Origin of the sequence: Bradyrhizobium sp. USDA 4538 (genome assembly GCF_024171045.1) — a bacterium.
Classification (GTDB): Bacteria; Pseudomonadota; Alphaproteobacteria; order Rhizobiales; family Xanthobacteraceae; genus Bradyrhizobium; species Bradyrhizobium australafricanum.
Window position 1 is genome coordinate 5,829,933 of the sequence record NZ_JALJZE010000001.1, and the last position, 24,927, is coordinate 5,854,859.

24 protein-coding genes and 1 tRNA gene are annotated in these 24,927 nt (G+C 65.0%); 13 read left to right on the forward strand and 12 right to left on the reverse strand.

Annotation, left to right across the window (positions count from 1 at the left end):
- The first annotated feature begins 24 nt into the window (after nt 1-24).
- Nucleotides 25-1,008 carry a dihydroxyacetone kinase subunit DhaK gene (gene dhaK / locus J2R78_RS26410; protein WP_253607396.1) on the forward strand — a complete coding sequence of 328 codons (984 nt, stop codon included), beginning with the start codon at nt 25-27 and terminating at the stop codon, nt 1,006-1,008.
- A gap of 88 nt (nt 1,009-1,096) precedes the next feature.
- Here dhaK and J2R78_RS26415 read toward each other — a convergent pair whose 3' ends face one another.
- The 3 genes from J2R78_RS26415 to J2R78_RS26425 all read right to left on the reverse strand — a co-directional run bounded on the left by J2R78_RS26415 (nt 1,097) and on the right by J2R78_RS26425 (nt 2,052).
- A complete protein-coding gene (locus tag J2R78_RS26415; protein ID WP_253607397.1) occupies nt 1,097-1,537 on the reverse strand; it encodes a hypothetical protein in 441 nt (146 codons plus the stop codon).
- A gap of 107 nt (nt 1,538-1,644) precedes the next feature.
- Entirely contained in the window at nt 1,645-1,815 is a 171-nt protein-coding gene (locus J2R78_RS26420) for a hypothetical protein (protein ID WP_253607398.1), read from the reverse strand.
- A gap of 45 nt (nt 1,816-1,860) precedes the next feature.
- The gene (locus J2R78_RS26425; RefSeq protein ID WP_092085983.1) at nt 1,861-2,052 is read right to left on the reverse strand and encodes a hypothetical protein; all 192 of its coding nucleotides are present in this window, start codon (nt 2,050-2,052) and stop codon (nt 1,861-1,863) included.
- 163 nt (nt 2,053-2,215) lie between these two features.
- Here J2R78_RS26425 and J2R78_RS26430 point away from each other — a divergent pair, with 163 nt between their 5' ends.
- A complete protein-coding gene (locus J2R78_RS26430; RefSeq protein ID WP_092085981.1) occupies nt 2,216-3,013 on the forward strand; it encodes a helix-turn-helix transcriptional regulator in 798 nt (265 codons plus the stop codon).
- A gap of 20 nt (nt 3,014-3,033) precedes the next feature.
- Here the strand turns inward: J2R78_RS26430 and J2R78_RS26435 are convergent.
- Nucleotides 3,034-3,109 (reverse strand) — tRNA-Ile (locus J2R78_RS26435).
- Nucleotides 3,110-3,302: 193 nt separating this feature from the next.
- Nucleotides 3,303-4,271, reverse strand: coding sequence for a tripartite tricarboxylate transporter substrate binding protein (locus J2R78_RS26440; protein WP_253607399.1), 969 nt, complete (start codon nt 4,269-4,271; stop codon nt 3,303-3,305).
- A 119-nt stretch (nt 4,272-4,390) separates the two neighbouring features.
- On the opposite strand from J2R78_RS26440, the gene J2R78_RS26445 reads away from it, so the two are divergent.
- A complete protein-coding gene (locus tag J2R78_RS26445; protein ID WP_253607400.1) occupies nt 4,391-5,359 on the forward strand; it encodes a TAXI family TRAP transporter solute-binding subunit in 969 nt (322 codons plus the stop codon).
- A 126-nt stretch (nt 5,360-5,485) separates the two neighbouring features.
- Here J2R78_RS26445 and J2R78_RS26450 read toward each other — a convergent pair whose 3' ends face one another.
- Entirely contained in the window at nt 5,486-6,697 is a 1,212-nt protein-coding gene (locus J2R78_RS26450) for an ABC transporter substrate-binding protein (protein ID WP_057014858.1), read from the reverse strand.
- A gap of 185 nt (nt 6,698-6,882) precedes the next feature.
- Between J2R78_RS26450 and J2R78_RS26455 the strand changes: the two genes are divergently transcribed.
- The 3 genes from J2R78_RS26455 (at nt 6,883) to J2R78_RS26465 (ending at nt 11,488) form a co-directional block, all read left to right on the forward strand.
- A complete protein-coding gene (locus J2R78_RS26455) occupies nt 6,883-7,992 on the forward strand; it encodes a molybdopterin-binding protein (RefSeq protein ID WP_253607402.1) in 1,110 nt (369 codons plus the stop codon).
- 9 nt (nt 7,993-8,001) lie between these two features.
- The gene (locus J2R78_RS26460; RefSeq protein WP_253607403.1) at nt 8,002-9,951 is read left to right on the forward strand and encodes a molybdopterin biosynthesis protein; all 1,950 of its coding nucleotides are present in this window, start codon (nt 8,002-8,004) and stop codon (nt 9,949-9,951) included.
- A gap of 247 nt (nt 9,952-10,198) precedes the next feature.
- Nucleotides 10,199-11,488 (forward strand): IS4 family transposase, encoded by a 1,290-nt coding sequence (locus J2R78_RS26465; RefSeq protein ID WP_253607404.1) that lies wholly within the window; start codon nt 10,199-10,201, stop codon nt 11,486-11,488.
- A gap of 207 nt (nt 11,489-11,695) precedes the next feature.
- Here the strand turns inward: J2R78_RS26465 and J2R78_RS26470 are convergent, their stop codons facing one another.
- Nucleotides 11,696-14,227: a fused MFS/spermidine synthase gene (locus J2R78_RS26470; protein WP_253607405.1), complete on the reverse strand. Its 2,532-nt coding sequence runs from the start codon at nt 14,225-14,227 to the stop codon at nt 11,696-11,698.
- Nucleotides 14,228-14,442: 215 nt separating this feature from the next.
- Nucleotides 14,443-14,754: a hypothetical protein gene (locus tag J2R78_RS26475; RefSeq protein ID WP_016847487.1), complete on the reverse strand. Its 312-nt coding sequence runs from the start codon at nt 14,752-14,754 to the stop codon at nt 14,443-14,445.
- 473 nt (nt 14,755-15,227) lie between these two features.
- Between J2R78_RS26475 and J2R78_RS26480 the strand changes: the two genes are divergently transcribed.
- The 5 genes from J2R78_RS26480 (at nt 15,228) to J2R78_RS26500 (ending at nt 18,942) form a co-directional block, all read left to right on the forward strand.
- On the forward strand, nt 15,228-15,530 hold the full coding sequence (locus tag J2R78_RS26480; protein WP_253607406.1) for a hypothetical protein: 303 nt from the start codon (nt 15,228-15,230) through the stop codon (nt 15,528-15,530).
- Nucleotides 15,531-15,647: 117 nt separating this feature from the next.
- Nucleotides 15,648-16,235 carry a molybdopterin-guanine dinucleotide biosynthesis protein B gene (gene mobB / locus J2R78_RS26485; protein ID WP_256558662.1) on the forward strand — a complete coding sequence of 196 codons (588 nt, stop codon included), beginning with the start codon at nt 15,648-15,650 and terminating at the stop codon, nt 16,233-16,235.
- 54 nt (nt 16,236-16,289) lie between these two features.
- A complete protein-coding gene (locus tag J2R78_RS26490) occupies nt 16,290-16,559 on the forward strand; it encodes a sulfurtransferase TusA family protein (RefSeq protein WP_253607409.1) in 270 nt (89 codons plus the stop codon).
- A 325-nt stretch (nt 16,560-16,884) separates the two neighbouring features.
- Entirely contained in the window at nt 16,885-18,540 is a 1,656-nt protein-coding gene (locus J2R78_RS26495) for an OFA family MFS transporter (RefSeq protein ID WP_092085775.1), read from the forward strand.
- 153 nt (nt 18,541-18,693) lie between these two features.
- Nucleotides 18,694-18,942 carry a hypothetical protein gene (locus J2R78_RS26500; protein ID WP_028332712.1) on the forward strand — a complete coding sequence of 83 codons (249 nt, stop codon included), beginning with the start codon at nt 18,694-18,696 and terminating at the stop codon, nt 18,940-18,942.
- A gap of 81 nt (nt 18,943-19,023) precedes the next feature.
- On the opposite strand, the gene lon is transcribed toward J2R78_RS26500, so the two are convergent.
- Both lon and J2R78_RS26510 read right to left on the reverse strand, forming a co-directional pair.
- Complete coding sequence (gene lon, locus J2R78_RS26505) at nt 19,024-21,402, reverse strand: endopeptidase La (protein ID WP_253607410.1); 2,379 nt, start codon at nt 21,400-21,402, stop codon at nt 19,024-19,026.
- Between the two features lie 11 nt (nt 21,403-21,413).
- Entirely contained in the window at nt 21,414-21,821 is a 408-nt protein-coding gene (locus J2R78_RS26510) for an Hsp20/alpha crystallin family protein (protein WP_028332710.1), read from the reverse strand.
- A 263-nt stretch (nt 21,822-22,084) separates the two neighbouring features.
- Here J2R78_RS26510 and J2R78_RS26515 point away from each other — a divergent pair, with 263 nt between their 5' ends.
- Nucleotides 22,085-22,360, forward strand: a complete 276-nt coding sequence (locus J2R78_RS26515) for a hypothetical protein (protein WP_225164560.1) — start codon at nt 22,085-22,087, stop codon at nt 22,358-22,360.
- Between the two features lies 1 nt (nt 22,361).
- A complete protein-coding gene (locus J2R78_RS26520; RefSeq protein ID WP_199805185.1) occupies nt 22,362-22,526 on the forward strand; it encodes a hypothetical protein in 165 nt (54 codons plus the stop codon).
- A gap of 183 nt (nt 22,527-22,709) precedes the next feature.
- On the opposite strand, the gene J2R78_RS26525 is transcribed toward J2R78_RS26520, so the two are convergent.
- Together J2R78_RS26525 and J2R78_RS26530 are read right to left on the reverse strand one after the other, a co-directional pair.
- Entirely contained in the window at nt 22,710-23,471 is a 762-nt protein-coding gene (locus J2R78_RS26525; protein ID WP_028332707.1) for a slipin family protein, read from the reverse strand.
- The gene (locus J2R78_RS26530; RefSeq protein WP_225643997.1) at nt 23,468-24,877 is read right to left on the reverse strand and encodes a nodulation protein NfeD; all 1,410 of its coding nucleotides are present in this window, start codon (nt 24,875-24,877) and stop codon (nt 23,468-23,470) included. The genes J2R78_RS26525 and J2R78_RS26530 overlap by 4 nt, the downstream gene beginning before the upstream one ends.
- Nucleotides 24,878-24,927 lie beyond the last annotated feature (50 nt).

Below are 24,927 nucleotides of genomic sequence, written 5' to 3' on the forward strand. Positions count from 1 at the left end.
AACGGACGAAGCGGGGAGGAGACAATGAAGAAGTTCATCAATTCGGTCGACAACGTGCTCGGCGAAAGCCTCGACGGTTTCGCGGCCGCGCACGCCGATCTGGTTGTGCTGGGCGCCGAGCGCAAATTCGTCCGCCGCCGCGAGCTGAACGGCAGGAAGGTCGCGCTGGTCTCGGGTGGCGGCAGCGGGCACGAGCCGCTGCATGCGGGCTTCGTCGGCTACGGCATGCTGGATGCCGCCTGTCCCGGCCAGGTGTTCACTTCGCCGACGCCGGACCAGATCGTCGCGGCCGCACAGGCGGTCGCGGGCGATGCCGGCGTCCTGTTCATCGTCAAGAACTATGCCGGCGACCGCATGAACTTCGAGATGGCAGCCGAGATCGCCGAGGGTCGCATCGCCACCATCGTGACCGATGACGATGTCGCGGTCGAGAAGTCTACCTACAGTATCGGGCGGCGCGGCGTCGCCGGCACGTTGATTGTCGAGAAGATCGTCGGCGCCGCCGCCGAGAGAGGCGCCGATCTCACCTCCTGCGTGGCGCTCGGCGAGCGCATCAACGCACAGACGCGCTCGATGGGCGTGGCGCTGACCAGCTGCACCGTCCCGGCTGCGGGCACGCCGACCTTTGCACTTGCCGAAGACGAGATGGAGATGGGGGTCGGCATTCACGGCGAGCCTGGCCGCCGTCGCGTCAAGCTCGCAGAGGCCGATGCGATCGCATCGGAGATGACGGCAGCGATCGCCGGCGATCTCGCAGCGCCCGCGGGCTCCGAGGCGCTGCTGCTCGTCAACGGCTTCGGCGGTACGCCGACGATCGAGCTCTATCTGATGTACAACGCGGCGCGCCGGATGCTCGAGGAGCGAGGCCTGCGCATCGCCCGTTCGCTGGTCGGCAGCTACGTCACATCGCTGGACATGGCGGGTTGTTCGCTCACCGTAAGCCTGCTCGACAGCGAGACCACCGCGCTCTGGGATCATCCCGTGCGTACGGCCGCATTGAAATGGTGACCGCCGTGGTGGGCGGCCGCTGATCTTCAGATCGCGCCCTGACCGACGATGGGCCGGGGTCTCAGGCATGCACCGGAAGTCTGCCGGTTCACCCTCCCTGAAACTTGCCGTGTCCTTCGGGCGCGGCATCTTTTTTGCGTGGAGGAGACAAGGGCTTCGGCGATCGTGAGTGCCAAGCCATTGATTTGCTGGTGGGCCCGGCAGGACTCGAACCTGCAACCATAAACGGGCATAGCGGTTCGGTTGTGAATTTGCCCTTGGATGCTTGCTCCGCAATTCGCCTGACGCGGAGCATTTGGACCGTTCGGACGGCGTTAAGAGGCAGCAGAACCGAGTGAAGGATGAGGATTGGATACAAGCCGTCGAAGAACGCGTATGCGATGAACGCGACATTGCTCAAGATGGCCGTGATCCGGAGCTGGAGCATCGTCTTCATGCAAAACGTGGCGAAGACGAGAAGAGATGCGAGATAGCCGGCGGCTTCAACCCAGGACTTCGAGCCGCAGAGCAAAACGTCTGAGCAGCGCATTTCCGCATCCTTCTATGAACTTGCCCCTGAAGAGCGCGACGACCCCTGCACATGAGGCTCAACGGGCTTGGATACCGAAGCAAACGCAAGAATCGGATGCTGATCGGCTAGAAGAATCCGGCACTGAGATCCAGCCCATAGGTCACCGACAGCAGCCACACCAAGAGGGCGGCTCCACAGAACAACGCGGTCTGCTTGAGGACGTTTGCCTGCAATGACGATGCGGGGAATACCCGGACAAAAGCGTTAGCAATCGCAGCAGTTGCAGCGGCGCGCATGATGATCTCCAGGAGTTGGCAAATGGTGCGCCAACAGCGCCTCGATCAGGGAATGTTGATCGCCGGCAGCGGGCCAGTGGGTCGGATCAACGCTTTGGCAGGTTGCTCCTGCGTGAAGGCCGCGAGTGCAATCAAAACGGCGCATAATAGGGCGATGAAAAAGCCGAGACGCCACCGCCGCTCCGTCCGGTCGTCGTCGGGCGTGTCAAGCCGGCGCGCGCCCGTTGCTGTGCGCATCGTTAATCTCCGAATATCGTGACGGTGAGAAGGCCAGTCTTCCCAACACCCGCACTGAATATCTCGCCAGTTGATGCGTCTGGGAACTACCTAGAAAGGTGGTCCGGTGTCTCCTATGCTTGCTCGAAGGTCGGTGACCTGCGCACTCGGTTCGGGGGGGGACATGTATCTATCGACGGATTCCACCAATCCGCAGAATCAAGATGTCTATGCACTCTGGGATCGGCTGGCCGAGTTCTCCGTCGGCGACGGCGACGCCGCACTGATACATCTGCTAGCCGCACTGCGTACCATGTTGTCGGCACGCAATGTGCTATGGGGTGTGGTCGTGCGATTGCCTTCGCCGAAGCGGGCCGATCCCTTGCTCGGTTGGCGTCCGCGCCTCGTCCGGGTGCTGGACCCGATACCGGCGGTGGCAGCATCCGTGCAGAAGCAGTTCGATACGCTCTGGTCCCGCGACGTCGACCTGTCTCAGATCCTTTCCATGTCGGGAGATGAGCCGTTCCGGGTCCGCCTGCTGTTCGAAGCGCTGCCGCCGGAATGGTTCGAGGGCGAGCACTATCGGCGGCACTATCTGGACGTCGGATTCGCCGACAGCATCTCCGTGCGCATTGCGCTCAACGACGACGTGAGGATTCGCCTGTTCGTATTTCGCGATGCGGAGGCCCCTCGCTTCTCGGCACAGGACGGCCAGCGTCTGGGCTTCGTGATGCGCGGGTTGAGATGGTTTCACCGTCAGCAACTGCTCAGCCACGGCCTGCTCATCGCCAATGCACCCCTGACACCTGCTGAACGCAGGGTGTTGCTCGCACTGCTCGACGGGCACACGGAAAAGCAGATCGCGCAGAGGCTTGACCAAAGTCCGAACACCACGCATTTCCACGTCAAGTCGATCTACGCCAAGTTCGGCGTGCGTAATCGCTCGGCGCTCACCGCGCTGTGGCTCGGCAAGCTGCGATAACGAACTTACAGTTGATTTGCTGGTGGGCCCGGCAGGACTCGAACCTGCAACCAGACCGTTATGAGCGGCCGGCTCTAACCATTGAGCTACAGGCCCCGCCGCCTTGCGGGCCGCGGGGCGCGGCCGGCAACGGTGCGGGCTCCGTTTACAGGCTGACTGCGGTTTCGGCAATGCCGCCCGCACCCCTGTGCCGACGCCGCCGGGCCAGCCACGTCTTGCGGCCGGCATCGCTGGAACAGCGGCCGGCAGCCATCCTGCCTGGCCCTCCGTTTCCCTGGCGACCGGCGCCTCAATCCACCGAGACGCCGGCAAACTCGACGACTTTGCGCCATTTCTCGGTCTCGTCGGCCACCAGCTTGCCGAATTCGGCCGGGGCCATCGGCTTCGGGATGCCGCCGACCTCGGCGAGGCGCGCCACGAGCTTGGGGTCCTTCAGCGCTTCGCCGACCGCCTTGTTGAGCGCATCGACGATCTCGGGCGGGGTGCCCTTCGGCGCCGAGATGCCGTAGAAGCCGACCGCCTCGAATCCCGGCACGGTCTCGGCGATCGCCGGCACGTCGGGCACGCTCGCCCAGCGTTTCGGCGAGGTGACGCCGAGCGCGCGGACGTTGCCGCCGCGGGCCTGCTCCAGCGCCGACGGCAGATTGTCGAAGATCAGCTGCACCTTGTTGGAGATGATGTCGGGGAAGGCGATCGCGGATCCCCGATACGGCACATGCAGCATGTCGCACTTGGTCATCGCCTTGAACAACTCGGCCGACATGTGCACCGAGGTGCCGTTGCCCGAAGAGGCATAGGAGATCTTGCCCGGATTGGCCTTGCAGTAGTCGATGAACTCCTGGACGGTCTTCACCGGCATCGCGTTCGAGACCACCAGCATGTTGGTGAGCTGCATGATGCTCGCGACCGGGGTGGTATCGCGCAGGAAGTCGAACGGCAGCTTCTTGTAGAGCGAGGTCGAGATCGCATTGTTGGGCGCGACGAACAACAGCGTATAGCCGTCAGCCGGCGAGTTGATAGCGGCCGCGGCGGCGATGTTGCCGCCCGATCCGGTGCGATTCTCGACGATGAATTGCTGGCCGAAATGATCCGACAGCCACTGGCTCATGATGCGGGCGACGATGTCGACCGGACCGCCGGCGGCAAACCCGATCACCCAGCGCACCGGGCGGTTCGGATAGTCGGATGCGGATGAGGGGGCAATCGAGGCGAGGCAGCTAATCAAACCAAGCAAGGCGACACGCGCGAACCGGATCATCGTCTCTCCCGTCATTTTCTTGTGACTGTTGCCGGCATGGTTTCACAAAACGCTGGCTTTGCCTACGACGTCGCCCGTGCGACGATAGTCGGGTTCGTGTGGAATGCTTGAGGCTCGGGATGAAATTCGCTGTTATGATGTGCGCCGGCGCGCTGCTGCTCGCGGACGGGGCGGCGGCGCAAGAGGGGAGCAAGACCATTTCCAAGACCACGATCAGTTTCGCCACGGCGACGCCGGGTGGCGGCTTTCCGCTCTATGGCAATGCCTTCGCCGAGGTGATGAATGCGGCCGACCCGACGCTGTCGATCGAGCCGCGCAACACCAAGGGCTCCAATGAGAACATCCCGCTGCTCGAGGCCGGCAACGTCGATATCGCGACCGTGGCGGGCGAGCCGTCCTATGAAGCCTTCATGGGCATCGGCCGGCCGAAGGCCACGAAGCTGAAGATCCTCACCGCGATGTATTCGAGCCCGGGCATGTTCGTGGTGCGGGCCGACAGTCCCTACAAGACGATCCAGGACCTGGTCGGCCAGCCCGTCGCGTTCGGCGCCAAGGGCTCCGGCCTGCCGATCCTGTCGCGCTACATCCTCGACGGCATCGGGCTGAAGCAGGACGAGGACTTCAAGTCGATCTATCTCGATCGCGCCGGCGACGGGCCTGCGATGGTCGAGGACGGCCGCGCCGCCGCATTGTGGGGCGCCGGCATCGGCTGGCCCGGCTTCACCAAGATGGCCGAGAGCGCCACCGGCGCCCGCTTCATCGCGCCGACCACGGACGAGATCGCCCGCATCCGCGCCAAGCACACTTTCCTCAAGCCGCTGACCATCCCAGCCGGCAGCTATCCGAAGCAGACCGCGGCAATCTCTTCGGTCGGCTCCTGGAGCTACATCCTGGTGCGCGAGACCTTGCCCGACGATGTCGCCTATCGGCTGGCCAAGACGCTGCACGGCATCGAGGCGACCTTCTGCAACAAGCTCGCCCAGGCGTGCGAGACCACGGCGGCGAACACCGTCGCCGCCGCGCCTGATATCAACCTGATCCACCCCGGCGTGCTCAGATATTTCCGCGAGATCGGGGCGGCGAAATGACTTCTGCATGGACGCGCTATCGCGTCTATGCAGAGGTCATTCCGGGGCGCGCGAAGCGCGAACCCGGAATCTCGAGATTCCGGGTTCGATGCTGACGCATCGCCCCGGAATGACGACCTTCGGTCGTCATTTCTTCGCCATCGCGCAGGCCGGATCCGGCGGGCCGAACGCGTCCTCGCCGGAGATCTTGGCCAGGATCTTGTAATAGTCCCACGGATATTTCGACTCGGCCGGGGTCTTGACCTGCACGAGCCAGAGGTCGTGCACCATCAGATTGTCCTCGCGCAGCTTGCCGTTGCGGGCGAAGAAGTCCTCGACCGGCTTCTCGCGCATCTTGGCCGCGACCTTGAGCGGATCGTCGGTGCCGGCATCCTTGATCGCGTTCAGATAGGCGGTCACGGAGGAGTAGACGCCGGCCTGCCACATCGTCGGCATCCGGTTCATCTTGGCGAAATAGCGCTTCGACCACTCGCGGGTCTTGTCGTCCATGTCCCAGTAGAACGAGGTGGTCAGCAGCAGGCCCTGCGCGGCCGACAGCCCGATCGAGTGGATGTCGGTGATCAGCGCCAGCAGCGCGGCCATCTGCTGCCCGCCGGCGAAGACGCCGAACTCGGCGGCGGTCTTGATCTCGTTGGTGTTGTTGGGCGGTCCGCCGGCAATGCCGATGATCTTGGCCTTCGAGGCCTGCGCCTGCAGGATGAAGGACGACAGATCAGGCGTCGCAAACGGCGGCCGCACCGCGCCGAGCACCTTGCCGCCGTTCTTGGTCACGATCGCGGAGGCGTCCTTCTCCAGCGAGTGACCGAACGCATAATCGTCGGTGATGAAGAACCAGCTGTCGCCGCCGCGCTTCACCACCTCCTGCGCGGTGCCGACCGCGAGCGCCCTGGTGTCGAATACCCACTGTATCGCGTAGGGCGAGCAGAACTTGCCGTGGAAATCGGTCGCGCCGGTCGAATGCGTGATGAAAAGCTTCTTTTTCTCGTTGGCCATGTTCTGCACCGCGAGCCCGACCGCCGAGACCGGCACGTCGACGATGAGGTCGACCTGATCGACGTCATACCAGCGTCGCGCGATGGTCGCGCCGATATCCGGCTTGAGCTGGTGATCGCCGACGATCACCGAGATTGGCTTGCCGAGCACCTTGCCGCCGAAATCGTCGACGGCCATCTGCGCGGCGGTGACCGAGCCTTGGCCGGTCGGCGTCGAGGCGGGGCCGTTCATGTCGGTCAGCACGCCGATCTTGACGATGTCGTCGGATACCTGCGCCGATACGCTCGGGGAGGCCAGCAGCGCGGCTGCGAGCGTCCCGAACATGGCTAGTCTGGTGGCCTTCATTCTGTCTCCCTCCTGAATTGGCGCATTGGCCATTATTGGTTGTGCCGGGCCTTCGGGGACCCGGTCATATTGGTTTCTTTTGCAACTATATTGGGGACCGCGTCAACGCGCCATCGGTCTAATGACGCAGCCCCGGTGCGGCGAGAGACAGTTTCTTTCGGGGCCGATTCAGTCCATAGCGGGCCATGGTCACCGCCCAGCGCCTTCCGCCTTCGCTCACCCCGCTCGTTGCGGCACTGGCTGCCGTGCTGCGCGACGTCGGACCGGTCCAGCCGATCGCGTTGCCACCGGCCGACGCCTTGCGCTGCATTGCGGCCGAGATGCCGGCCTTGCGCGCCTATCCGCCGCGCGATGTCGCGGTCAGCGACGGGTGGGCGATGCGCGCCAATGACCTGGTCGGCGCGTCGTCCTATGCGCCGTTGCCGCTGGCCGAACCTCCGGTCTGGGTGGCGGCAGGCGCTGCGATGCCTGATGGCACCGACTGCGTGGTCGATGCCGATGCCGTCGATACCTCCGGTCCGCTTGCGCAGGTGCTCGCCGAAGCAATCCCGGGGCAGGGCGTCAGGCGTGCCGGCAGCGACATCGCCGTTGGGCGCACCGTGATCGCAGCAGGGGAGCCGCTGCTGCCGCGCGGCCTGCTGCTCGCGCGCGCGGCCGGACTGCAGATGTTGCGCGTGCGACGGCCGCGGCTTCGCATCGTCAACGTCGCCAATGGCGAGCTGACCGCACAACTGATCGCTGACACCGCGCGCCTCGCGGGCGCTGAGGTCGTCGGCATCGAGGCGGCACCCGATGTGGCGGCGATTGCAAACGCACTCGAACCAGACGGCTGCGATCTGATGGTCACGATCGGCGGCACCGGCGTTGGTCACGCCGATGCCGCGGTGAATGCGCTGGCAACGCGTGGCGCACTGATCGCGCACGGCATTGCCCTGCAACCGGGGCGCACCGCAGCGGTCGGCCGTATCCACACAACGCCGGTCGTCGCCTTGCCGGGCGCGCCGGATCAGGCTTTCGCGGCCTGGTGGGCGATTGCGCTTCCCCTGCTCGACCGCCTGTCGGGCCGGCGCGCGCGCAAAACACTGGCGCTGCCGCTGGAACGCAAGATCGCCTCCGGCGTCGGCGTTGCCGAGGTCGTGCTGCTGATACGCGAGCAAGGTTCCTGGGCGGCGCTTGCGACCGGCGACCTGTCACTCGATGCCATCGTGCGCGCCGAAGCCCTGCTGATCGTGCCCGGCGCTGCCGAGGGCTTCGCTGCGGGCGCGGTTGTCGATGCCTATATGTTGCGGGAGTGAGTTCCCGAGATGAACAACACGTTCACGCCGAAACCCAACCCGTCCGTCGAGCAGGACCAGTTCCTGACCATCCTGTCGCGCGAGGAGGCGCTCGCGCGCTTCGAGGCGGCGCTGTTCCCGCGCCAATTGCCGTCCGAGAAACGGCTGCTCGCCGATGCGCTCGGCCGTGCGCTGGCGGAGGACGTGGTGGCGCCGATCGATGTGCCGCCATTCGATCGCTCCAATGTCGACGGCTTTGCGGTGCGCTCGGCCGATCTGGCGCGCGCCGGCGAGGCCGCGCCGGTGCAGCTCGCGCTGAACGACGAGACGATTTCGTGCGGGACCGCGCCCACCATGCCGGTGCTCCCGGGTACTGCAACCGCGATTGCGACCGGCGGTCCGGTACCGCGCGGCGCTGATGCCATCGTGATGGTCGAGCACACCCAGCCTGCCGGCCACGGCACCATCGAGGTCCGGCGTGCGGCGTCGCCCGGCCAGTTCGTGTCCTATGCCGGCTCCGACATCGCGCGCGGCGAGGCCCTGCTGCGCGCGGGAACGATGATCGGGTCGCGCGAGATCGGCATGCTCGCGGCCTGCGGCATCGCCGAGGTTGCGCTGACGCGCCGTCCGCGCGTCGCGATCCTCTCGACCGGCGACGAACTGGTGCAGCCGGGTGAGAAGCTGCGGCCGGCCGCGATCTACGATACCAATGGTGCGATCGTCACCGCGGCGATTGCCGAGAACGGCGGTGACGCGGCGTTCCTTGGCGCGATCGCCGACAACGAGGCGATGCTCGAGGCCGCGATGCGCAAGGCGCTGGCGGACAGCGACATGCTGGTGCTGTCAGGCGGCACCTCCAAGGGCGCGGGTGACGTCTCGCACCGGATCATCGCTCGCCTCGGCAAGCCCGGCATCATCGCGCATGGCGTGGCGCTGAAGCCAGGCAAGCCGCTGTGCCTTGCGGTGTGCGACGGCAAGCCGGTGGTCATCCTGCCGGGCTTTCCGACCTCGGCGATGTTCACCTTCCACGACATGATCGTGCCGGTGCTGCGCCGGATGGCCGGGCTGCCGCCGCGATCGGATGCCAAGGTGGCGGCGAAGGTGCCGGTGCGCATCGCCTCCGAGCTCGGGCGTACCGAGTTCGTGATGGTGTCGCTGGTCGAGGGCGCCGACGGCCTGATCGCCTATCCCGGCGGCAAGGGCTCGGGCGCGATCACCTCGTTCGCGCAGGCCGACGGCTTCCTGAAGATCGAGGCGCTGGCCGACCAGTTGCCGGCCGGCAGCGAGGCCGAGGTGACGCTGTTCACGCCGCATGTGCGGGTGCCCGATCTCGTCATCGTCGGCAGCCATTGCACCGGGCTCGATCTCGTCACGGCGCCGCTGGTGCATGCCGGGCTTGTAGTGCGTTCGATCGCGGTCGGCAGCCTCGGCGGGCTCGCTGCCGCCAAGCGCGGCGAATGCGATCTCGCCCCGATCCATCTGTTCGACGACAAGACCGAGACCTACAACACGCCGTACCTGGCCGACGGGCTCGAACTGGTGCCGGGCTGGCGGCGCATGCAGGGCATCGTGTTTCGCAAGGACGACACGCGCTTTGCCGGCTTGAGCGCAGAGCAGGCGGTGCGCGCCGCGCTCGCCGATCCCGCCTGCCTCATGGTCAACCGCAACCAGGGCGCCGGCACCCGCATCCTGATCGATCGCTTGCTGGTGGGCCGCCGGCCCGACGGTTACTGGAATCAGCCCCGCTCGCACAATGCGGTTGCGGCCGCGGTGGCGCAGCGCCGCGCCGACTGGGGCATGACCATCGCGCCGGTCGCCGATGCGTCGGGACTCGGCTTCATACCGCTCGCCGAAGAGCATTATGACTTCGCATTGGTGACGGCGCGCAAGCAGCGGCCCGCGGTGCAGGCCTTTCTCGACGCGCTGGCGTCGGATGAAGGGCGGGCTGCATTGACGAAGGCGGGGTTCAGGCCGGCGTAGCCGGTGTGCCGCTCTGCCGCACCATCACAGCTGTCGTCCCTGCTTTCGCACTAGGGGATGCACACATCTGGTGCGACGGATTGACTCGGATCAGAGATTGGGGATTCCAGAATCGGGGGTCTCGGTGACTTCTATTACGGCACTTCGGCTTGGGCGGAGGTGCCAGCATGTTGTCGCGGATTGACTGGACGTTGGGCCGGTTCGAGGATGGTCGTCTCGATAAAGGGGGGCGGCGCTCATCGGACGCATGGTCGCGGGCAAGGATGTATGCCTTCGGCGGCTTTCCAAGGGAGACCGCGCGCTGGAGGTGCGGTTCAACCGCTTTCTCGGTAACTCCAAGGTGACGAAGGAGCGCATCATCGAAAGCTGGAGCGAAAGCACGGCTGCGGCGGTTACAGGCCGCCATGTTTTGGCGATCCAGGACACCAGCGAGATCCACTTCAACACCACGCCGCAACGCCGGCGCGGGCTCGGGGAGATCGGCAAGGGCAATCACCACGGCGTGCTGCTGCACCCGATGCTGGCGGTGGATGCGGACAATGGCACCTGCCTGGGACTTTTGAGCGGCGAGGTGTGGACGCGTGAAGGCCCTCGGAGCGTCTCGCATGACAGCCGCGACCTGTCGGACAAGGAATCGCAGCGCTGGATTGCCACCGCCCTTGCGGCCAAGCCGCTGCTTACCGGTGCTGCAATGGTGACCCTGCTTGGTGACCGCGAGAGCGACATCTTTGCTCTTTATGCCAGCGCAGCCGAGCAAGACTACCGCGTGATCGCCCGCAGCATGCATGATCGCAAGCTGGCCGACACGACGGGTTTGTATGCGGCGATCGACGCCATGACGGCGGTAGAGCGTCGCATCATCGAGTTGCCTGCGCGTGCGGGGCGGCCTGCACGTCCGATGGACCTCGAACTTCGCTTCGGCGCAATCGAGCTGGCCCGGCCGCAAAGCAAGTTCCTGCGCCATTTGCCGAAAAGCCTGCATCTGGCCATCGTTGACGTCCGCGAGATCAATGCCGATCCCAACGTCGAGCCGTTGCACTGGCGTCTTCTCACCTCTCACGAGGTCACCAGTTCAGACGATGCCTGGCGCATTGTCGCCTGGTACAAGCAGCGCTGGATCATCGAGCAGTTCTTCCGCGTCCTCAAGACGCAGGGCTTCAAGCTCGAGGATAGCCAGATCGGCACCGCCGGCCGGCTTCTCAAATTGGTTGCCATCGCTGCCAAGGCCGCGATCATCACCATCCAGCTCCTGCAAGCGCGCAACGGGAGCCAGCAGTCGCTTCACGTTGCCTTCAATCCCAGCGAGATCGATGCGCTGACCGCCCTCAATCAGCAGCTTGAAGCCAGGAACAGACGACTGAAGAACCCGCATCCCTCCGATCGTCTTGCCTGGGCGGCCTGGATTATCGGCCGCATTGGAGGATGGGACGGCTATCCGTCCTCCAAGCCACCAGGCCCCATCACCTTCAAAAACGGTCTCGATTACTTCCGCGCCGTCGCTCTCGGATGGAGCCTCAGAAATGTGTGCATCCCCTAGTGCGAAAGCAGGAACCCATACGCCGCGGCGGGTTTTGAGAAACGGGACTGGTCGTTCCAGCATCGCGTAACAATTTGCATTTGTGGTTATGGGTCCCTGCTTTCGCAGGGACGACAGTGAGTTTTGTTGCGCTAGCTGTGAGTCAAAACATCCGCATTCTCGCGACATTCGGGGACTTCCTGATGCGGTGTGCCGAAGGTACCCTGATCACTCGCTCAGCTTGCGGTCCAGGAAGTCGACGTAGGAATTGTCCGGGTCCAGTTTGACGGCCAGGCGAAGCGCTGCCCGGGCGGCGGACCTGTCGCCGTCGGCCGTGGCCTTGTGCTCGTCCAGGATCGCATTGGCCACCGTGCGCGCGGTGTCGAGACGGGCCTCGTCGATGGAACGGTCGGCAAGATAGGCTTCCACCGGCTCGCGGAGGCGCTTCAGTTCGTCCACGCTGACCGAACCCAGCGGATACCAGTTGTAATATTCGAGACGCGGCCGATCATCCGTAAGGCTCGGCACATCCCCGACAAAGGCCGCGAGTTTTTGATCGGCGGCGATGAACGTCGCCAGGAATTCCTCGGACGAGCCGAGGCCGTTCGCCGTCAGGTCTTCAGCCACCGCGGGCTTCGACATGCGCATGGCGAGCTCGCGCGGATCGATGTTCAACGGTTCATCGGAGGCGATCGCCACGCCTTCCATTCTGGACGGCAGCCACAGCGAGACATGCTTGAACTGGCCCATCATGGCCTTGAGTATCATCTTCGGAAGAATGCCGCGGTTGAAATCCAGCGGCACCCATTGCGCGAGAACGCCGCCGGGACGCATCTTCTGCTTTGCCAGCGCATAGAATTCCTCCGTGTAGAGGTTGATGACGCCGGCATCATGGGGCGGTGGCGGCTCGAGCGTGATGACGTCAAATGTCTCCTTGGTCCCCAGCAGGAAGTGGCGCCCGTCCGCGACGATCTGATGGACCTTGGGATTTTGATAGAATTGCTTGTTGATCGGCACGAAGTGGGGCGCGAATTCGAACACCGTCGATGCCAGATCGACCGCGTCGATGGATTGCAATTCCTCATGGGTGCTCACCGCTCCCACCGTGGTTCCGGTCCCGATGCAAATGACGACAGCCGTTTCAACCGGGCCCCGGTGCAGCAGAATGGGATAGTGCCCCATCGCGGCCATGTAGCGTCTGCCCTCGGGACGGTTGTTGGCATAGCTCTTCGAATTCACCACCAACTGCTGATAGGTGCCCGCCGCCTTCTCGCGATACTCGACCACCGCAAACGTCGCTTGCCGGGTTTCCCGCAACTCGAGCACATTGGCGCCTTCGATCGCGGTCAGGACCCGCTCCAGATAGTGCGGAGTGAAGAGCAGCAGTGCTACGGCGATGACGCTCGCGGCGATCGTCCCCTGCCGCCACAGGCTCCTTTCTCTCAGAAGATCCGGCTGCGACACGGTGGTCGCGACGAACAGCAGGACGTTCACGACAATCAGCGCGGTGAGCGCACCCTGGCTGCCCAGATACGGGATCAGCAGAAAGCCCGCCGCCAGCGAGCCCACGACGCCGCCAATCGTGTTCAAGGCGTAGAGCGTGCCGATCCTGCGGCCCAGCGCGCTCATCTGCATCACGGTCAGCTCGCTGGCCAGGGGAAAGCTGATGCCGATCAGCGTCGTCGGCAGCAACAGGGCGACAGCGCAGACCAGGAAGAATGAAACGTCGCCTCCCAACAGCTCCTGCACCGGGACTGGAAGCAGGCCCGATACGATGGGAGACAGCGCTACTCCCATGGTCCGCGCCTTGCCGAGCATTCCGACGGTCAGCGTGGCTGCAACCGCGATCAGCAGCTGCGTCACGGCGAAGTATCGCAGCAATTGATCCTTGCGGGGGGCGAGCAGCCTGGCGCAGATCAGGGCGCCGATCACGAGCCCCAGCAGGTAAACGCCGAGCATGCCCGAGAACGCGTAGACGCTCGAGGTGCTGACATTGGTCAGGAATCGAAACCAGACCACCTCATAGGCGATCGATACAAAACCGGAGCACGCGAAAATCCAGATCAGGACCGACGTCCTGCCACTCGCGGTCGCGGCGGTTTGCACCGGCGCCTGTGCCGCGACCGGCAAGAGCGGGCTTGCGCCGCGCGCAACGAACAGGGCCACAACGCCGACGCAGACATACAGCGCTGCCGCAACCAGGCTCGATCCCGCGATGCCCCAAAGGCCCATCAGCACAAAGCCGACCGCCAGGGTGCCGATGGCGGCGCCCAGGGTGTTGAACCCGTAGAGCAGACCGATCCGATTGGCGAGGTCGGTTTGTGTGCGGGTCAGGAATTTCACCAGGAAGGGCAGGGTCGCGCCCATCAACATCGTCGGCAGCGACAGAATGGCGAGCGACACGGCGACCATGAGAGGCAGCCGGAAGGGAGACTCCAGGTCGAGCATCGGTGACAGCCAGCCCACCCATGTCGGCCAATGCGACAGGAATGCGGTGACCGCGAGAGAAACGAGGGCGAGGGCAAGTTCGAGCAACCCGTAGATTTTCAGGGGGCGGCTGACGGTGTCGGCGATCCGGCCTCCCAGGGCGCTGCCCAGCGAGAGACCGAAAAAGAAGCTTGCCACCGTGACGCTGACGGAGACGGTCGCGCTTCCCAGCACGAATTGCAGTTGCTTGAACCAGAGAACCTGCAGGATCAGCGATGCCGCGCCCGATGCCAGAAAGATCGCCGTGACCAGAACCCGGTTTTTCAGGCTCACGGCGTCTCGAACGTCACCACGATTGCGCACTGGACCGCTCTCCCGTTGAACGGAGAACAGGTAAGGCGAATGCTCTTAATATTGCCTTATGGCGGAGCAGCGCTGCGCGGCAGCCGAATCCCGTTGAAATTGCTCGTAAAATTGCCGTTTGGCGGATGCTTGCAGGGGGCCGAACGATCGCGCTGTGAGAGGGCCTTTTGCGTTGCGGATCCAGCTCAATGCCGCATCGCCGTCTCCACGAACTCCAGCACGGAGCGCGGGACCTCTTCGTATTCGACGAAACGGCGCCGAAGCTCGTCGGCAATGTCGGTCGTGACGTCGCGCGACCATCCTTCGTTGGTATTGAAGGCCACGATGCGGACCGGGCGGCTGTACTGGTCATCCAGCAGACGCCGGATCAGCGTTTTCCGGTCAGTGCCTTCTTCGTCGGTTTCGCTCCAGGCACGGCCCAGTCGGCCAAAATCGTTCAGCACCAGATAGGTGTCGTGATCGATTGAATGCGGCACAATCGAAGGCGAGCGAGGCATACATAGTCCTCCATGCTGCACATTATCGTGTTCCGATCGCCCTGCGTATCGGAAATTTCGAGGTAAATCCGCTGGATAGCGGGATCGCGCGTGACGTGAGCGGGGGCTGCAACATGCATTGGAGCAAACCGTCCCGTCGCTGGTTATCTCTTGTCACCGACATGGGCCCTGTTGTGGATGTCGGTGGTTGAGCGACCGATGGGGCTCCCACCCGCTCGAGGAGCGGAGCGATGTTAAGAAGGCTTCGTTTTAGGAACACAACGCTGGAAGAAGTGCTGGCAGTCGATACGCAGCGGCCGCGGAAGAGGCTGCGGATGCGTGACCAGCCCCCGAGAGAGAGCCGATCGGCAAGGCTTGCCAAGCCGGGGCGGCCGGTCAGTCAACGAACCGACTGACCCTGCGGGATAGCGAGCCGAGCCCGACTTGCGCGGCGGCCCGTGAACGGGTTCGCCGATTGCGGCGACCAATCGATCATGGCATTCGACACTGTCAATTTTCGCAAGATTGCCGCGCTCGTCGCGGCGGCCGGCACCTTGTTCTGGCTCTACACCTTCTACGCCATCGCCCATGTGCCGCCTGGCGACGGTACCGGCTTCCAGTGGCTGGCGGTCTTTCCGCTCGGCCTAGTGTTCGGCCTGTTCTTCCTGCCGGCCTGGCTGCTCGTCGCCATCGGCCGATTGCCGAGATTCACCGCGGCGCTTGGGGTCTGTGGCCTGATCGCGTTCGCGGTGCTGTGGGCGCAGCTGCTGCAGGAGTTTCCGAGGGCAGTCCTCTAGCGCGCCAGCCCATCCTCATCCGCCGGCGAGCCTGGCATGACATTGCTCCAAGGCTGATATAAGCAGCGTTGGGCGCAAGTCGCGGCTTTCCGCCATCACGGCTGGTCCCGGCCATCCATGTCGGGCGGAACCGCAGGCGTGGATGTCCTAACGATTGGTATGTCTTCGGAGACGCGTATGAAAGTGATTGGCCTCGCGGGCTGGAGCGGTGCCGGCAAGACCACCCTGCTGTCGCGGGTGATCCCCTGCCTGCTGGGCCGCGGCCTGCGCGTCTCCGTGATCAAGCACGCCCACCATGAATTCGATGTCGACGTGCCCGGCAAGGACTCTTGGGTGCACCGGCAGTCCGGTGCGACCGAGGTGCTGGTGTCCTCGACGCGGCGCTGGGCGCTGATGCACGAACTGCGCGGCGCCGATGAGCCGCGGCTGCCGGAGCTGCTCGCCAAGATGGCGCAGGTCGATCTGGTCGTGGTCGAAGGCTTCAAGCGCGAGCCGGTCAACAAGATCGAGGTGTACCGCGCCGCCAACGGCAAGCCGCTGCTGTTTCCCGACGACCCGCGCGTGGTCGGGATTGCCAGCGACGTCGCCGTTGCAACCACGCTGCCGGTCGCGCATCTCGACGACATCGAGGACGTTGCCGAATTGATGCTGCGTGCCGCGATCCCCGTCGACGACGTGCTCGCGTCGGCTCCGGCCGAAGGCTGACGTGGACGGGGAGGCGGCGTTGACGATGCAGGACGGCTTCGCCATGGTCGAACCATGACAACAACGAAGCTCGATCTCACCGGCCTGAAATGCCCGCTGCCGGCGCTGAAGACGCGCAAGGCCCTCCGGAGCGTGACGGCGGGAGATTTCCTCGAGGTGCACTGCACCGATCCGCTTTCGGTGATCGATATCCCGACCCTCATCCAGGAGACCGGCGACAAGGTCGAGATCACCGAACGAAGCGACGCCCGGATCGTTTTCTTGATCGAGAAGATCAATGGAGCGATAGGCAATTCGAATGCTGCGTTGCCGCGTACGCGCTAGATGCAGTTTGATATCTACCTTTTGCCTATCGACACCTATTTTCCATTCTGCGCGAATTGATAATGTCCGCCGGGTTGTGGTGATGGCGTTGTGCCCGAGTGTGGGCGCATCGACGGACAACGACTGGGCCTGTGTCCAGATCACGGGCTGCACGGCCGGGCATATCCGGTCGTATTGGGGGTTAGCATTTCCGGAATGTGCGTGGTTGGTCCCGACGCATTGAGGAAATGTGCGGAGCTGCCGGCTGACGCTGGCCGCAATGGGCTGAGACGGGATCGAAGATGCAGATGCGCCTGTCGTAATGGCGGCTGCAGGGGAGGTGTCAATGACCACAGTGAGCAGCGCCGGACGCGTATCCGCGACAGGCGCAGGTTTCCTCGACAAGGAACATACAATCGCGACCGCCGGCTTCAACCGCTGGCTGGTGCCGCCGGCCGCGCTCTGCATCCATCTGTGCATCGGCATGGCTTACGGCTTCTCGGTGTTCTGGCTGCCGCTGTCGCGCGCGATCGGCCTGACCGCGCCGAAGGCGTGCCCCGACATCTCGCTGGTGCAGGAGCTGTTCACCACCACCTGCGACTGGAAGGTCGCGAGCCTCGGGTGGATGTACACGCTGTTCTTCGTGCTGCTCGGCGTCTCCGCCGCGATCTGGGGCGGCTGGCTCGAGAAGGTCGGTCCGCGCAAGGCCGGCTTCGTCGCGGCGCTGTGCTGGGCCGGCGGTCTCGTGATCGGCGCGCTCGGCGTCTACACGCACCAGCTCTGGCTGATGTGGCTCGGCTCCGGCGTGATCGGCGGCGTCGGCCTCGGCCTCGGCTACATCTCGCCGGTGTCGACGCTGGTGAAATGGTTCCCCGACCGGCGCGGCATGGCGACCGGCATGGCGATCATGGGCTTCGGCGGCGGCGCGATGATCGGCGCCCCGCTCGCCGACAGGCTGATGAATTACTTCAAGACCCCGACCTCGGTCGGCGTCTGGGAGACCTTCCTCGCCATGGGCGCGATCTACTTCGTGTTCATGATGATCGGCGCGTTCCGCTATCGCATTCCGCCGGCCGGCTGGCAGCCCGAGGGCTGGACGCCGCCGACGAAGGCCAACGCGATGATCTCGAGCAAGCACGTCCATCTCGACAACGCGCACAAGACGCCGCAATTCTGGCTGATCTGGTGGGTGCTCTGCCTGAACGTGTCGGCGGGCATCGGCGTGATCGGCATGGCCTCGCCGATGCTGCAGGAGATCTTCGCGGGCAAGCTGATCGGCCTGCCCAATGTCGGCTTCAACCAGCTCGATGCCGGACAGAAGGCGCAGATCGCGGCGATCGCGGCCGGCTTTGCCGGATTGCTGTCGTTGTTCAACATCGGCGGCCGCTTCTTCTGGGCGTCGCTGTCGGACAAGATCGGCCGCAAGAACACCTACTACACGTTCTTCATCCTCGGCATCGCGCTCTACGCGCTGGCGCCGACCTTCGCCGCGATGGGATCGAAGCTGTTGTTCGTGCTCGGCTTCGGCATCATCCTGTCGATGTATGGCGGCGGCTTCGCCACCGTGCCGGCCTATCTCGCCGACATGTTCGGCACCCAGTTCGTCGGCGCCATCCACGGCCGTCTGCTGACGGCATGGTCGACCGCCGGCATCATCGGTCCTGTCGTGGTGAACTACATCCGCGAGTTCCAGCTTGCCGCCGGCGTGCCGCGGGACCAGCTCTACAACACCACGATGTACATCCTGTGCGCCATGCTGATCGCGGGCCTGATCTGCAACTACCTGATCAAGCCGGTCGATTCGAAATGGCATATGAGCGACGCCGAGGTCGCCAAGCTGCAGGATGCGAGCGCCAGCGCCGCGGCGGCCGGACCGCACGGTTCCTACGGGATCGGGTTTGGCGGGCTCGACGCCAAGGCGGCGCTGTTCTGGCTGTTCGTCGGCATTCCGCTGGCGTGGGGCGTCTACATGACGCTGCTCAGCGCGGTCAAAATCCTCTGATCGCAATTCAGGCCGCGCGCGGGACATCTGGTATCCCGCGGGCGGCCTGAAGCGTTTTCGAGCGAAGTGGATGCCGGCTCGCGTGAAGAAGACGCGTCAAACAAGAAGCTCTACGCCGTTCAATTCAACAGATAATCAAGGGACATTTCAGTCATGTTTCGTACCGCAAGCTGTCTTGTGGCCGCCCTGCTTCTCGCCGGCTCGCTGCACACCGCGTCAGCCCAGACCACCGAGGCCAAGCCGTCGAAGGTCAAGCTCACCATGCAGAAGCTGAAGGACATGAAGGCGAAGTGGAAGGCCAACAAGCCAAAGCTGAAGGTCTGCCGCGCCGAGGTGAAGTCGAAGGGCCTGACCGGCGACGACCGCTGGTTCTACATCGAAGAATGCATGGGCAAGAGCTGAGCGGCGCCGCTCCGCTATCTGCAACGCAAGAGGGCGTGACGGCGATCGCTGTCACGCCCTCTTGTTGCGTTTGAGACGCGATCACTCCGCGGCGGCGGGCGTCGTCTTGGCGGCCTCCAGCGCTGCTGCGATCGCCTCGTCGACCCGTTCGAGCCAGATGAACTCCAGCTTGGCGCGGGCGCCGGCGGGGATGTCGTCGAAGTCGCGCTTGTTGCGCGCCGGCAGCATCACCCGGGTCAGGCCGGCGGCCGCGGCCGCGACCACCTTCTCCTTGATGCCGCCGACCGGCAGCACCAGGCCGCGCAGCGAGATCTCGCCGGTCATCGCGGTGTCGCTGCGCACCGTGCGGTCGGTCAACAGCGAGGTGAGGGCGGTGAACATCGCAACGCCCGCGCTCGGGCCGTCCTTCGGCGTCGCGCCGGCGGGAACGTGGACGTGGATGTCGCTCTTCTCGAACACGCCGGGATCGATGCCGAGCTGGGAGGCCCGGCTCTTCACCAGGGTCAGCGCGGCCTGCACGCTCTCGCGCATCACCTCGCCGAGCTGGCCGGTGAGGATCAACGCGCCGCGGCCCGGCGTGCGCGACGCCTCGATGAACAGGATGTCGCCGCCGACCGGGGTCCAGGCCAGCCCGGTGGCAACGCCCGGGATGCTGGTGCGCATCGCGATCTCGTTCTCGAACCTCGGCTGGCCGAGCAGCGAGACGATGTCCTTCGGCGCGATGGTGACGTGGCTGGTGCTGCCCTCGGCGATCTGCACCGCGACGTTGCGCAGCACCTTGCCGATCTCGCGCTCCAGGTTGCGCACGCCGGCCTCGCGGGTGTAGCTGCGGATGATCAGCCGCAGCGCATCCGGATCGATCTCGACCTGCTCGGCCTTGATGCCGTTGGCCTCGAGCTGGCGGCGGACCAGATAGCGCTTGGCGATCTCGAGCTTCTCGTCCTCGGTGTAGCCGGCGAGACTGATCAGCTCCATGCGGTCGAGCAGCGGGCCGGGGACGCCGTCGAGCATGTTGGCGGTGGCGATGAAGACGACGCGCGAGAGGTCGAACGGCACGCCGAGATAATTGTCGCGGAAGGTGCTGTTCTGCTCGGGGTCGAGCACTTCCAGCATCGCGGCCGACGGATCGCCCTGGATGCCGCGGCCCATCTTGTCGATCTCATCCAGCATCATCACGCAATTGCGCGCGCCGGCCTTCTTGATCGCCTGAATGATGTTGCCGGGCAGCGCCCCGATATAGGTGCGGCGATGGCCGCGGATCTCGGCCTCGTCATGCACGCCGCCGAGCGAGACGCGGACGAATGGCCGCGCCATCGCGCGCGCGATCGATTGGCCGAGCGAGGTCTTGCCGACGCCGGGCGGCCCGAGGAAGCACAGGATCGGCGCCTTGCCGCCGGGCGCGAGCTTGCGCACCGCGAGATATTCGATGATGCGGCTCTTGATCTTCTCGAGGCCATAATGGTCCTGGTCGAGGATCTTGCGCGCCTCCGCGATGTCGATCGGCTTCTCCTCCGGAATGCTCCAGGGCAGGTCGATCAGCCAGTCGAGATAGCTGCGCACCATGCCGGACTCGGCCGCGGCCTCCGGCATCCGCTCGTAGCGGCGCAGTTCCTTCTGCGCCTGGCTTTCGGCCTCCGGCGGCATCTTGGCCTCGACGATCGCCTTGGTCAGCTCGGCGACTTCCGCGGCCTTGCCGTCGCCTTCGCCGAGCTGGCGCTGGATCGTCGCCATCTGCTCGCGCAGGATCGCCTCGCGCTGCCGCTCGTCGAACACGGCCTTGGTCTTCTGCCCGATCTCCTGGCTCAGCCGCAGCACCTCGATGCGCTCGGCGAGGTGACGCGACACCTTGTCCATCCGCGCCACGAGATCGATGGTTTCCAGGATGTCCTGCTTCTCCGACGGCTTGATGTCCATGTAGGACGTCGCAAGGTCGGCAAGGGTTGCCGGCGAGGTGGTGCCCTGCAGCGCGGCGATCAGCTCCTGCGGCACTTGCGGCAGCAATTGCGCGGCCTCCAGCGCCTGGCGTTGCAGATTGAGGAAGCGCGCCTCGATCTCGGCCGAGGTGGTGGTCGGCTCGGGAATTTGCAGCACGCGGGCCGCGAGGAACGGCGTGCCCGGCAGATAGTCGAGCACGCGCATGCGCTGCACGCCCTGGCAGACCAGATGGTGGCTGTCGTCCGCACCGGTGATGTAGCGCACGATGTTGGCTGTGGTGCCGACGCGGTAAAGCCCGTCGGGGCCGGGATCGTTGGTCTCGGGATCGCGCTGCAGCAGGATGCCGATCGGCCGCTGCTCGCGCACCGCCTGCTGGGCCGCGGCAATCGAGGTCGCCCGGGCGATCGTGATCGGAATGATGACATCCGGAAACAGCACGGTGTTGCGCACCGGGACGATGATCAGCGCGTCGCTCGGGATCGGCGTCGAAGTTGAAGCTGGGCTTGAAACGTCTGAGGCAGCCATGTCGAAATCCTTTAGCTCGACTTTCCGAGCCGCAGGCCGACGCAACCATGCGCGGCAAAGCGGCTGATCGTGTAGCGGCCGGTCGGGAGCGCGATGCGGCGCTCGAACCGGCCCTGCGGCAGTTCGAGGCGCAGGATGCGGGCGTTGCGGAGTTCAGGGGGCAGGGTGCGGCGGCCGGAGATCACCAGCGTGCCGCCGTCGAGCGCGGCCTCGACCTCGTCGGGATCGACCCCCGGCAACGCGACCAGGATCAGGATTTCATCCTCGGTCTCGATCACGTCGGTCGGCGGTTCCCAGCTCGGCTCGGTGCTTCCCGCGCGCGGGTGCAAATTGAGGAAGCTCTGGTGCAGCCGTTCGGCGCGGGCGAGCGCCTCGATCGCATCCGACAGCATCCAGTTGATCTGATCCTTGGGCCGCATGGGCACTCTCCACGTCGCATTGGGAGGCAAGGTTACCGGTCTTGCCGCCGACCGTAAACCTGCCCCTCGCGCCGCTGATCGAGGGTAAAATTGTCCGAAATCTCGCGATTTGCGGCATGACCGCGATGCACGGACCACAGCCGGACGCTTATGCCGCGGCTATGTGACAGGGCCGCGGCTGCTCTCGAATTCCTACGGCCTTCCCCGCATCTTTTGCCGTGATGCGGCGCGCTCGCGCGCGCCGCCAAACGGGAAGGTGGCACATGACCTTGCTCCATTACCACGATGCCCGGCCGCACGGTTCGGCCGGCGCCATGCCCTTGATGCTGCGGCGAACCGTCAGGCGGATCGGCCTCGTCTTCAGGACTGTTCACCGCGCGATCGCCGCCGCCAAGATTCATCGGCTCCGCAATGAGCTGCTGCTGCATCGCGGCCACGAGGATTGGGCGCGGACCAACCTCAACGTCGGCATGCTCGGCGGCGACGCCGAGAGATATCCACGGGCGCCGGTCGTGCTCGGCGAGAAATGGGACTACTGAGATGCGCACAGTTTCGTTCATCGCTGCCCTGCCGCGCCGCGCCGCAGAAGGCCTGCTCGCATTCCTCGCCTGGATCGGCGAGGAGCCGATCAGTGGCTACCGGCCCGAGGCGCACTACATGCGCGGTCCGGGACCAGCGTGGCGGGCCAAGCATCCCGGGAGTTAAGGCCCCGAACCCATCCGCGTCATTGCGAGGAGCATAGCGACGAAGCAATCCATATCTCCGCATGTGGTGCGATGGATTGCTTCGCTTCGCTCACAATGACGTGGAGAGGCCGCGGCGCCTACGGGACCCACGATCCCGAGCGCGCCGACCTTGAGCGACCGTCGTTTCTGCTCCCAAGCCAGTTCACGTCGCTTCACGTCGCGGCGCCAGGTGATCGAGAAGGTTCATCGGCAGCGGGAAGACCACGGTCGAGGAGCGCTCGCCGGCAATGTCGTGCAGCGCCGCGAAGTAGCGCAGCTGCATCGCTTGCGGCTCCTGGGCGAGGATCCGGCCGGCCTCGACCAGCTTCTCGGCGGCCTGCTGCTCGCCCATCGCGTTGATCACCTTGGCGCGCCGCAGCCGCTCCGCCTCGGCCTGCTTGGCGATCGCCCGCACCATCGTCTCATTGAGATCGATATCCTTGATCTCGACCCCGGTGACCTTGATGCCCCAGACGTCGGTCTGTCTGTCGAGGGTCTCCTGGATATCGGCGTTCAGCTTGTCGCGTTCCGCCAGCATCTCGTCGAGCTCGTGCTTGCCGAGCACCGAACGTAGCGTGGTCTGCGCAAGCTGGCTGGTCGCAGCCATGTAGTCGCTGACCTTGATGATGGCGCGCTCGGGATCGACGATGCGGAAGTAGAGCACGGCGTTGACCTTGACCGAGACGTTGTCGCGCGAAATCACGTCCTGTGGCGGCACCACCTGCACCACCACCCTGAGATCGACCTTCACCAGCTGCTGCACCACCGGAATCAGGATGATGAGCCCCGGGCCCTTCACCCCGGTGAAACGGCCGAGCGTGAAGATGACGCCGCGCTCGTATTCGCGCAGCACGCGCACGGCCTGGGTCAGGAATACGATGATCAGCAGCGCGATCGCCGCATAGGTGAAATAATCAAGCATCATGCTGTACCTCCTTCGCCGGGGGAGGCCGGCGTGCGCCGTACCACCAGCGTCAAATCGATGATGTTGGCGACCTCGACCGTGTCTCCCGCCGTGAATGTCTCGGTGCTGCGCGCTTGCCAGCGTTCGCCGTTGGTGAAGACGTGACCCGTGGTCTCCGACCAGTCGAGCACCTCGGCCGATAGCCCGCGCATGGCTTGCGCACCGATCCGCACCGGGCCCTTGCGCGCGCGGCGGAGCGCGCCGAGCACGACGAGAATGAGTCCGGTGAACATCGCGGCGACGATGCCGATGACCGGCCATGACAGCCGGTAACCGGGCGCCTCGATCCGAAACAGCATGGCTGCTCCAAGCACGAAGGCGACTATTCCTCCGAGGCCGATCACGACGGTCGGGTTGAAGGCTTCGATTGCGAGCAGCGCGATCCCGACCAGCATCAGGGCGAAGCCCGCGTAGTTGATCGGCAGCATGTTGAGTGCGTACAGACCGAGCAGCAGGCAGATCGTCCCGACAACCCCGGGCGCCACGGCACCGGGCGACATGAACTCGAAGATCAGGCCGTAGATGCCGACCATCAGGAGAATGAATGCGATGTTGGGGTCGGTGATGACCGCAAGCGCGCGCGCGATCCAGGTGGGATCGATGGCCTCGATCGCGGTGTCCCTTGTCGCCAGGCGTTGCGTCTTGCCGCCGGGAAGCTCGATGGTCCGGCCATCGACCTGCCTGAGCAGGTCGGCCGGGTCGCGCGCGGTGAGATCAATGACGTTGGCCTGCAGCGCGGCGTTGGCGGAGAGGGTGGCGGCATCGCGGACCGCCTTCTCGGCCCAGTCGGCATTGCGGCCACGCAATTCGGCGAGGCTGCGGATGAAGGCAACGGCATCATTCGTCACCTTCGCCGTCATGGCATCCTTGGTTTCGGACGGATGGCCGCCGTCCTTCTGGTCCTTGCCGCCCTTGTCCGGAGTGCTGCCCGGCAGCCCCGGTATCGGGCCGCCGATCTGCACCGGCGTCGCGGCGCCGATATTGGTGCCGGGCGCCATGGCCGCGAGATGGGTCGCATAGAGGATATAGGTCCCGGCGCTCGCGGCATGGGCGCCGGATGGCGCAACGTAGCCGACCACGGGAACGGGCGAGGCCAGCACGTCGGCGATGATCTCACGCATGCTGGTGCTGAGGCCGCCCGGCGTATTCAAACGCAGGATAACAACCTCGGCGTGGCGCTCGGCGGCCTTGGCCAGGCCGTCCTTGACGTAGCTGGCCGCTGCCGGCCCGATTGCCCCGTCGATTGAAATGGTCAGGGCAAGATGGCTGTTGTCCGCGGCCGGACCGGGACGGATGGAGATAACCAGAGCGACCAGGACGGTCGCAACAACGAGGGCCGCCTTGAAGGTGGTGTGCACGGCAAGCACTCCCTTGCCGTGGATATGGGGCGCCGTTTCGGAACCTCAAGTTGGCGCCG

Coding starts and splice junctions, on each gene's coding strand:
- dhaK (WP_253607396.1), top strand. CDS start 25: ATGAAGAAGTTCATCAATTCGGTCGACAACGTGCTCGGCGAAAGCCTC.
- J2R78_RS26415 (WP_253607397.1), bottom strand. CDS start 1,537: ATGCGCTGCTCAGACGTTTTGCTCTGCGGCTCGAAGTCCTGGGTTGAA.
- J2R78_RS26420 (WP_253607398.1), bottom strand. CDS start 1,815: ATGCGCGCCGCTGCAACTGCTGCGATTGCTAACGCTTTTGTCCGGGTA.
- J2R78_RS26425 (WP_092085983.1), bottom strand. CDS start 2,052: ATGCGCACAGCAACGGGCGCGCGCCGGCTTGACACGCCCGACGACGAC.
- J2R78_RS26430 (WP_092085981.1), top strand. CDS start 2,216: ATGTATCTATCGACGGATTCCACCAATCCGCAGAATCAAGATGTCTAT.
- J2R78_RS26440 (WP_253607399.1), bottom strand. CDS start 4,271: ATGATCCGGTTCGCGCGTGTCGCCTTGCTTGGTTTGATTAGCTGCCTC.
- J2R78_RS26445 (WP_253607400.1), top strand. CDS start 4,391: ATGAAATTCGCTGTTATGATGTGCGCCGGCGCGCTGCTGCTCGCGGAC.
- J2R78_RS26450 (WP_057014858.1), bottom strand. CDS start 6,697: ATGAAGGCCACCAGACTAGCCATGTTCGGGACGCTCGCAGCCGCGCTG.
- J2R78_RS26455 (WP_253607402.1), top strand. CDS start 6,883: ATGGTCACCGCCCAGCGCCTTCCGCCTTCGCTCACCCCGCTCGTTGCG.
- J2R78_RS26460 (WP_253607403.1), top strand. CDS start 8,002: ATGAACAACACGTTCACGCCGAAACCCAACCCGTCCGTCGAGCAGGAC.
- J2R78_RS26465 (WP_253607404.1), top strand. CDS start 10,199: ATGGTCGCGGGCAAGGATGTATGCCTTCGGCGGCTTTCCAAGGGAGAC.
- J2R78_RS26475 (WP_016847487.1), bottom strand. CDS start 14,754: ATGCCTCGCTCGCCTTCGATTGTGCCGCATTCAATCGATCACGACACC.
- J2R78_RS26480 (WP_253607406.1), top strand. CDS start 15,228: ATGGCATTCGACACTGTCAATTTTCGCAAGATTGCCGCGCTCGTCGCG.
- mobB (WP_256558662.1), top strand. CDS start 15,648: ATGTCGGGCGGAACCGCAGGCGTGGATGTCCTAACGATTGGTATGTCT.
- J2R78_RS26490 (WP_253607409.1), top strand. CDS start 16,290: ATGACAACAACGAAGCTCGATCTCACCGGCCTGAAATGCCCGCTGCCG.
- J2R78_RS26495 (WP_092085775.1), top strand. CDS start 16,885: ATGACCACAGTGAGCAGCGCCGGACGCGTATCCGCGACAGGCGCAGGT.
- J2R78_RS26500 (WP_028332712.1), top strand. CDS start 18,694: ATGTTTCGTACCGCAAGCTGTCTTGTGGCCGCCCTGCTTCTCGCCGGC.
- lon (WP_253607410.1), bottom strand. CDS start 21,402: ATGGCTGCCTCAGACGTTTCAAGCCCAGCTTCAACTTCGACGCCGATC.
- J2R78_RS26510 (WP_028332710.1), bottom strand. CDS start 21,821: ATGCGGCCCAAGGATCAGATCAACTGGATGCTGTCGGATGCGATCGAG.
- J2R78_RS26515 (WP_225164560.1), top strand. CDS start 22,085: ATGACCTTGCTCCATTACCACGATGCCCGGCCGCACGGTTCGGCCGGC.
- J2R78_RS26520 (WP_199805185.1), top strand. CDS start 22,362: ATGCGCACAGTTTCGTTCATCGCTGCCCTGCCGCGCCGCGCCGCAGAA.
- J2R78_RS26525 (WP_028332707.1), bottom strand. CDS start 23,471: ATGATGCTTGATTATTTCACCTATGCGGCGATCGCGCTGCTGATCATC.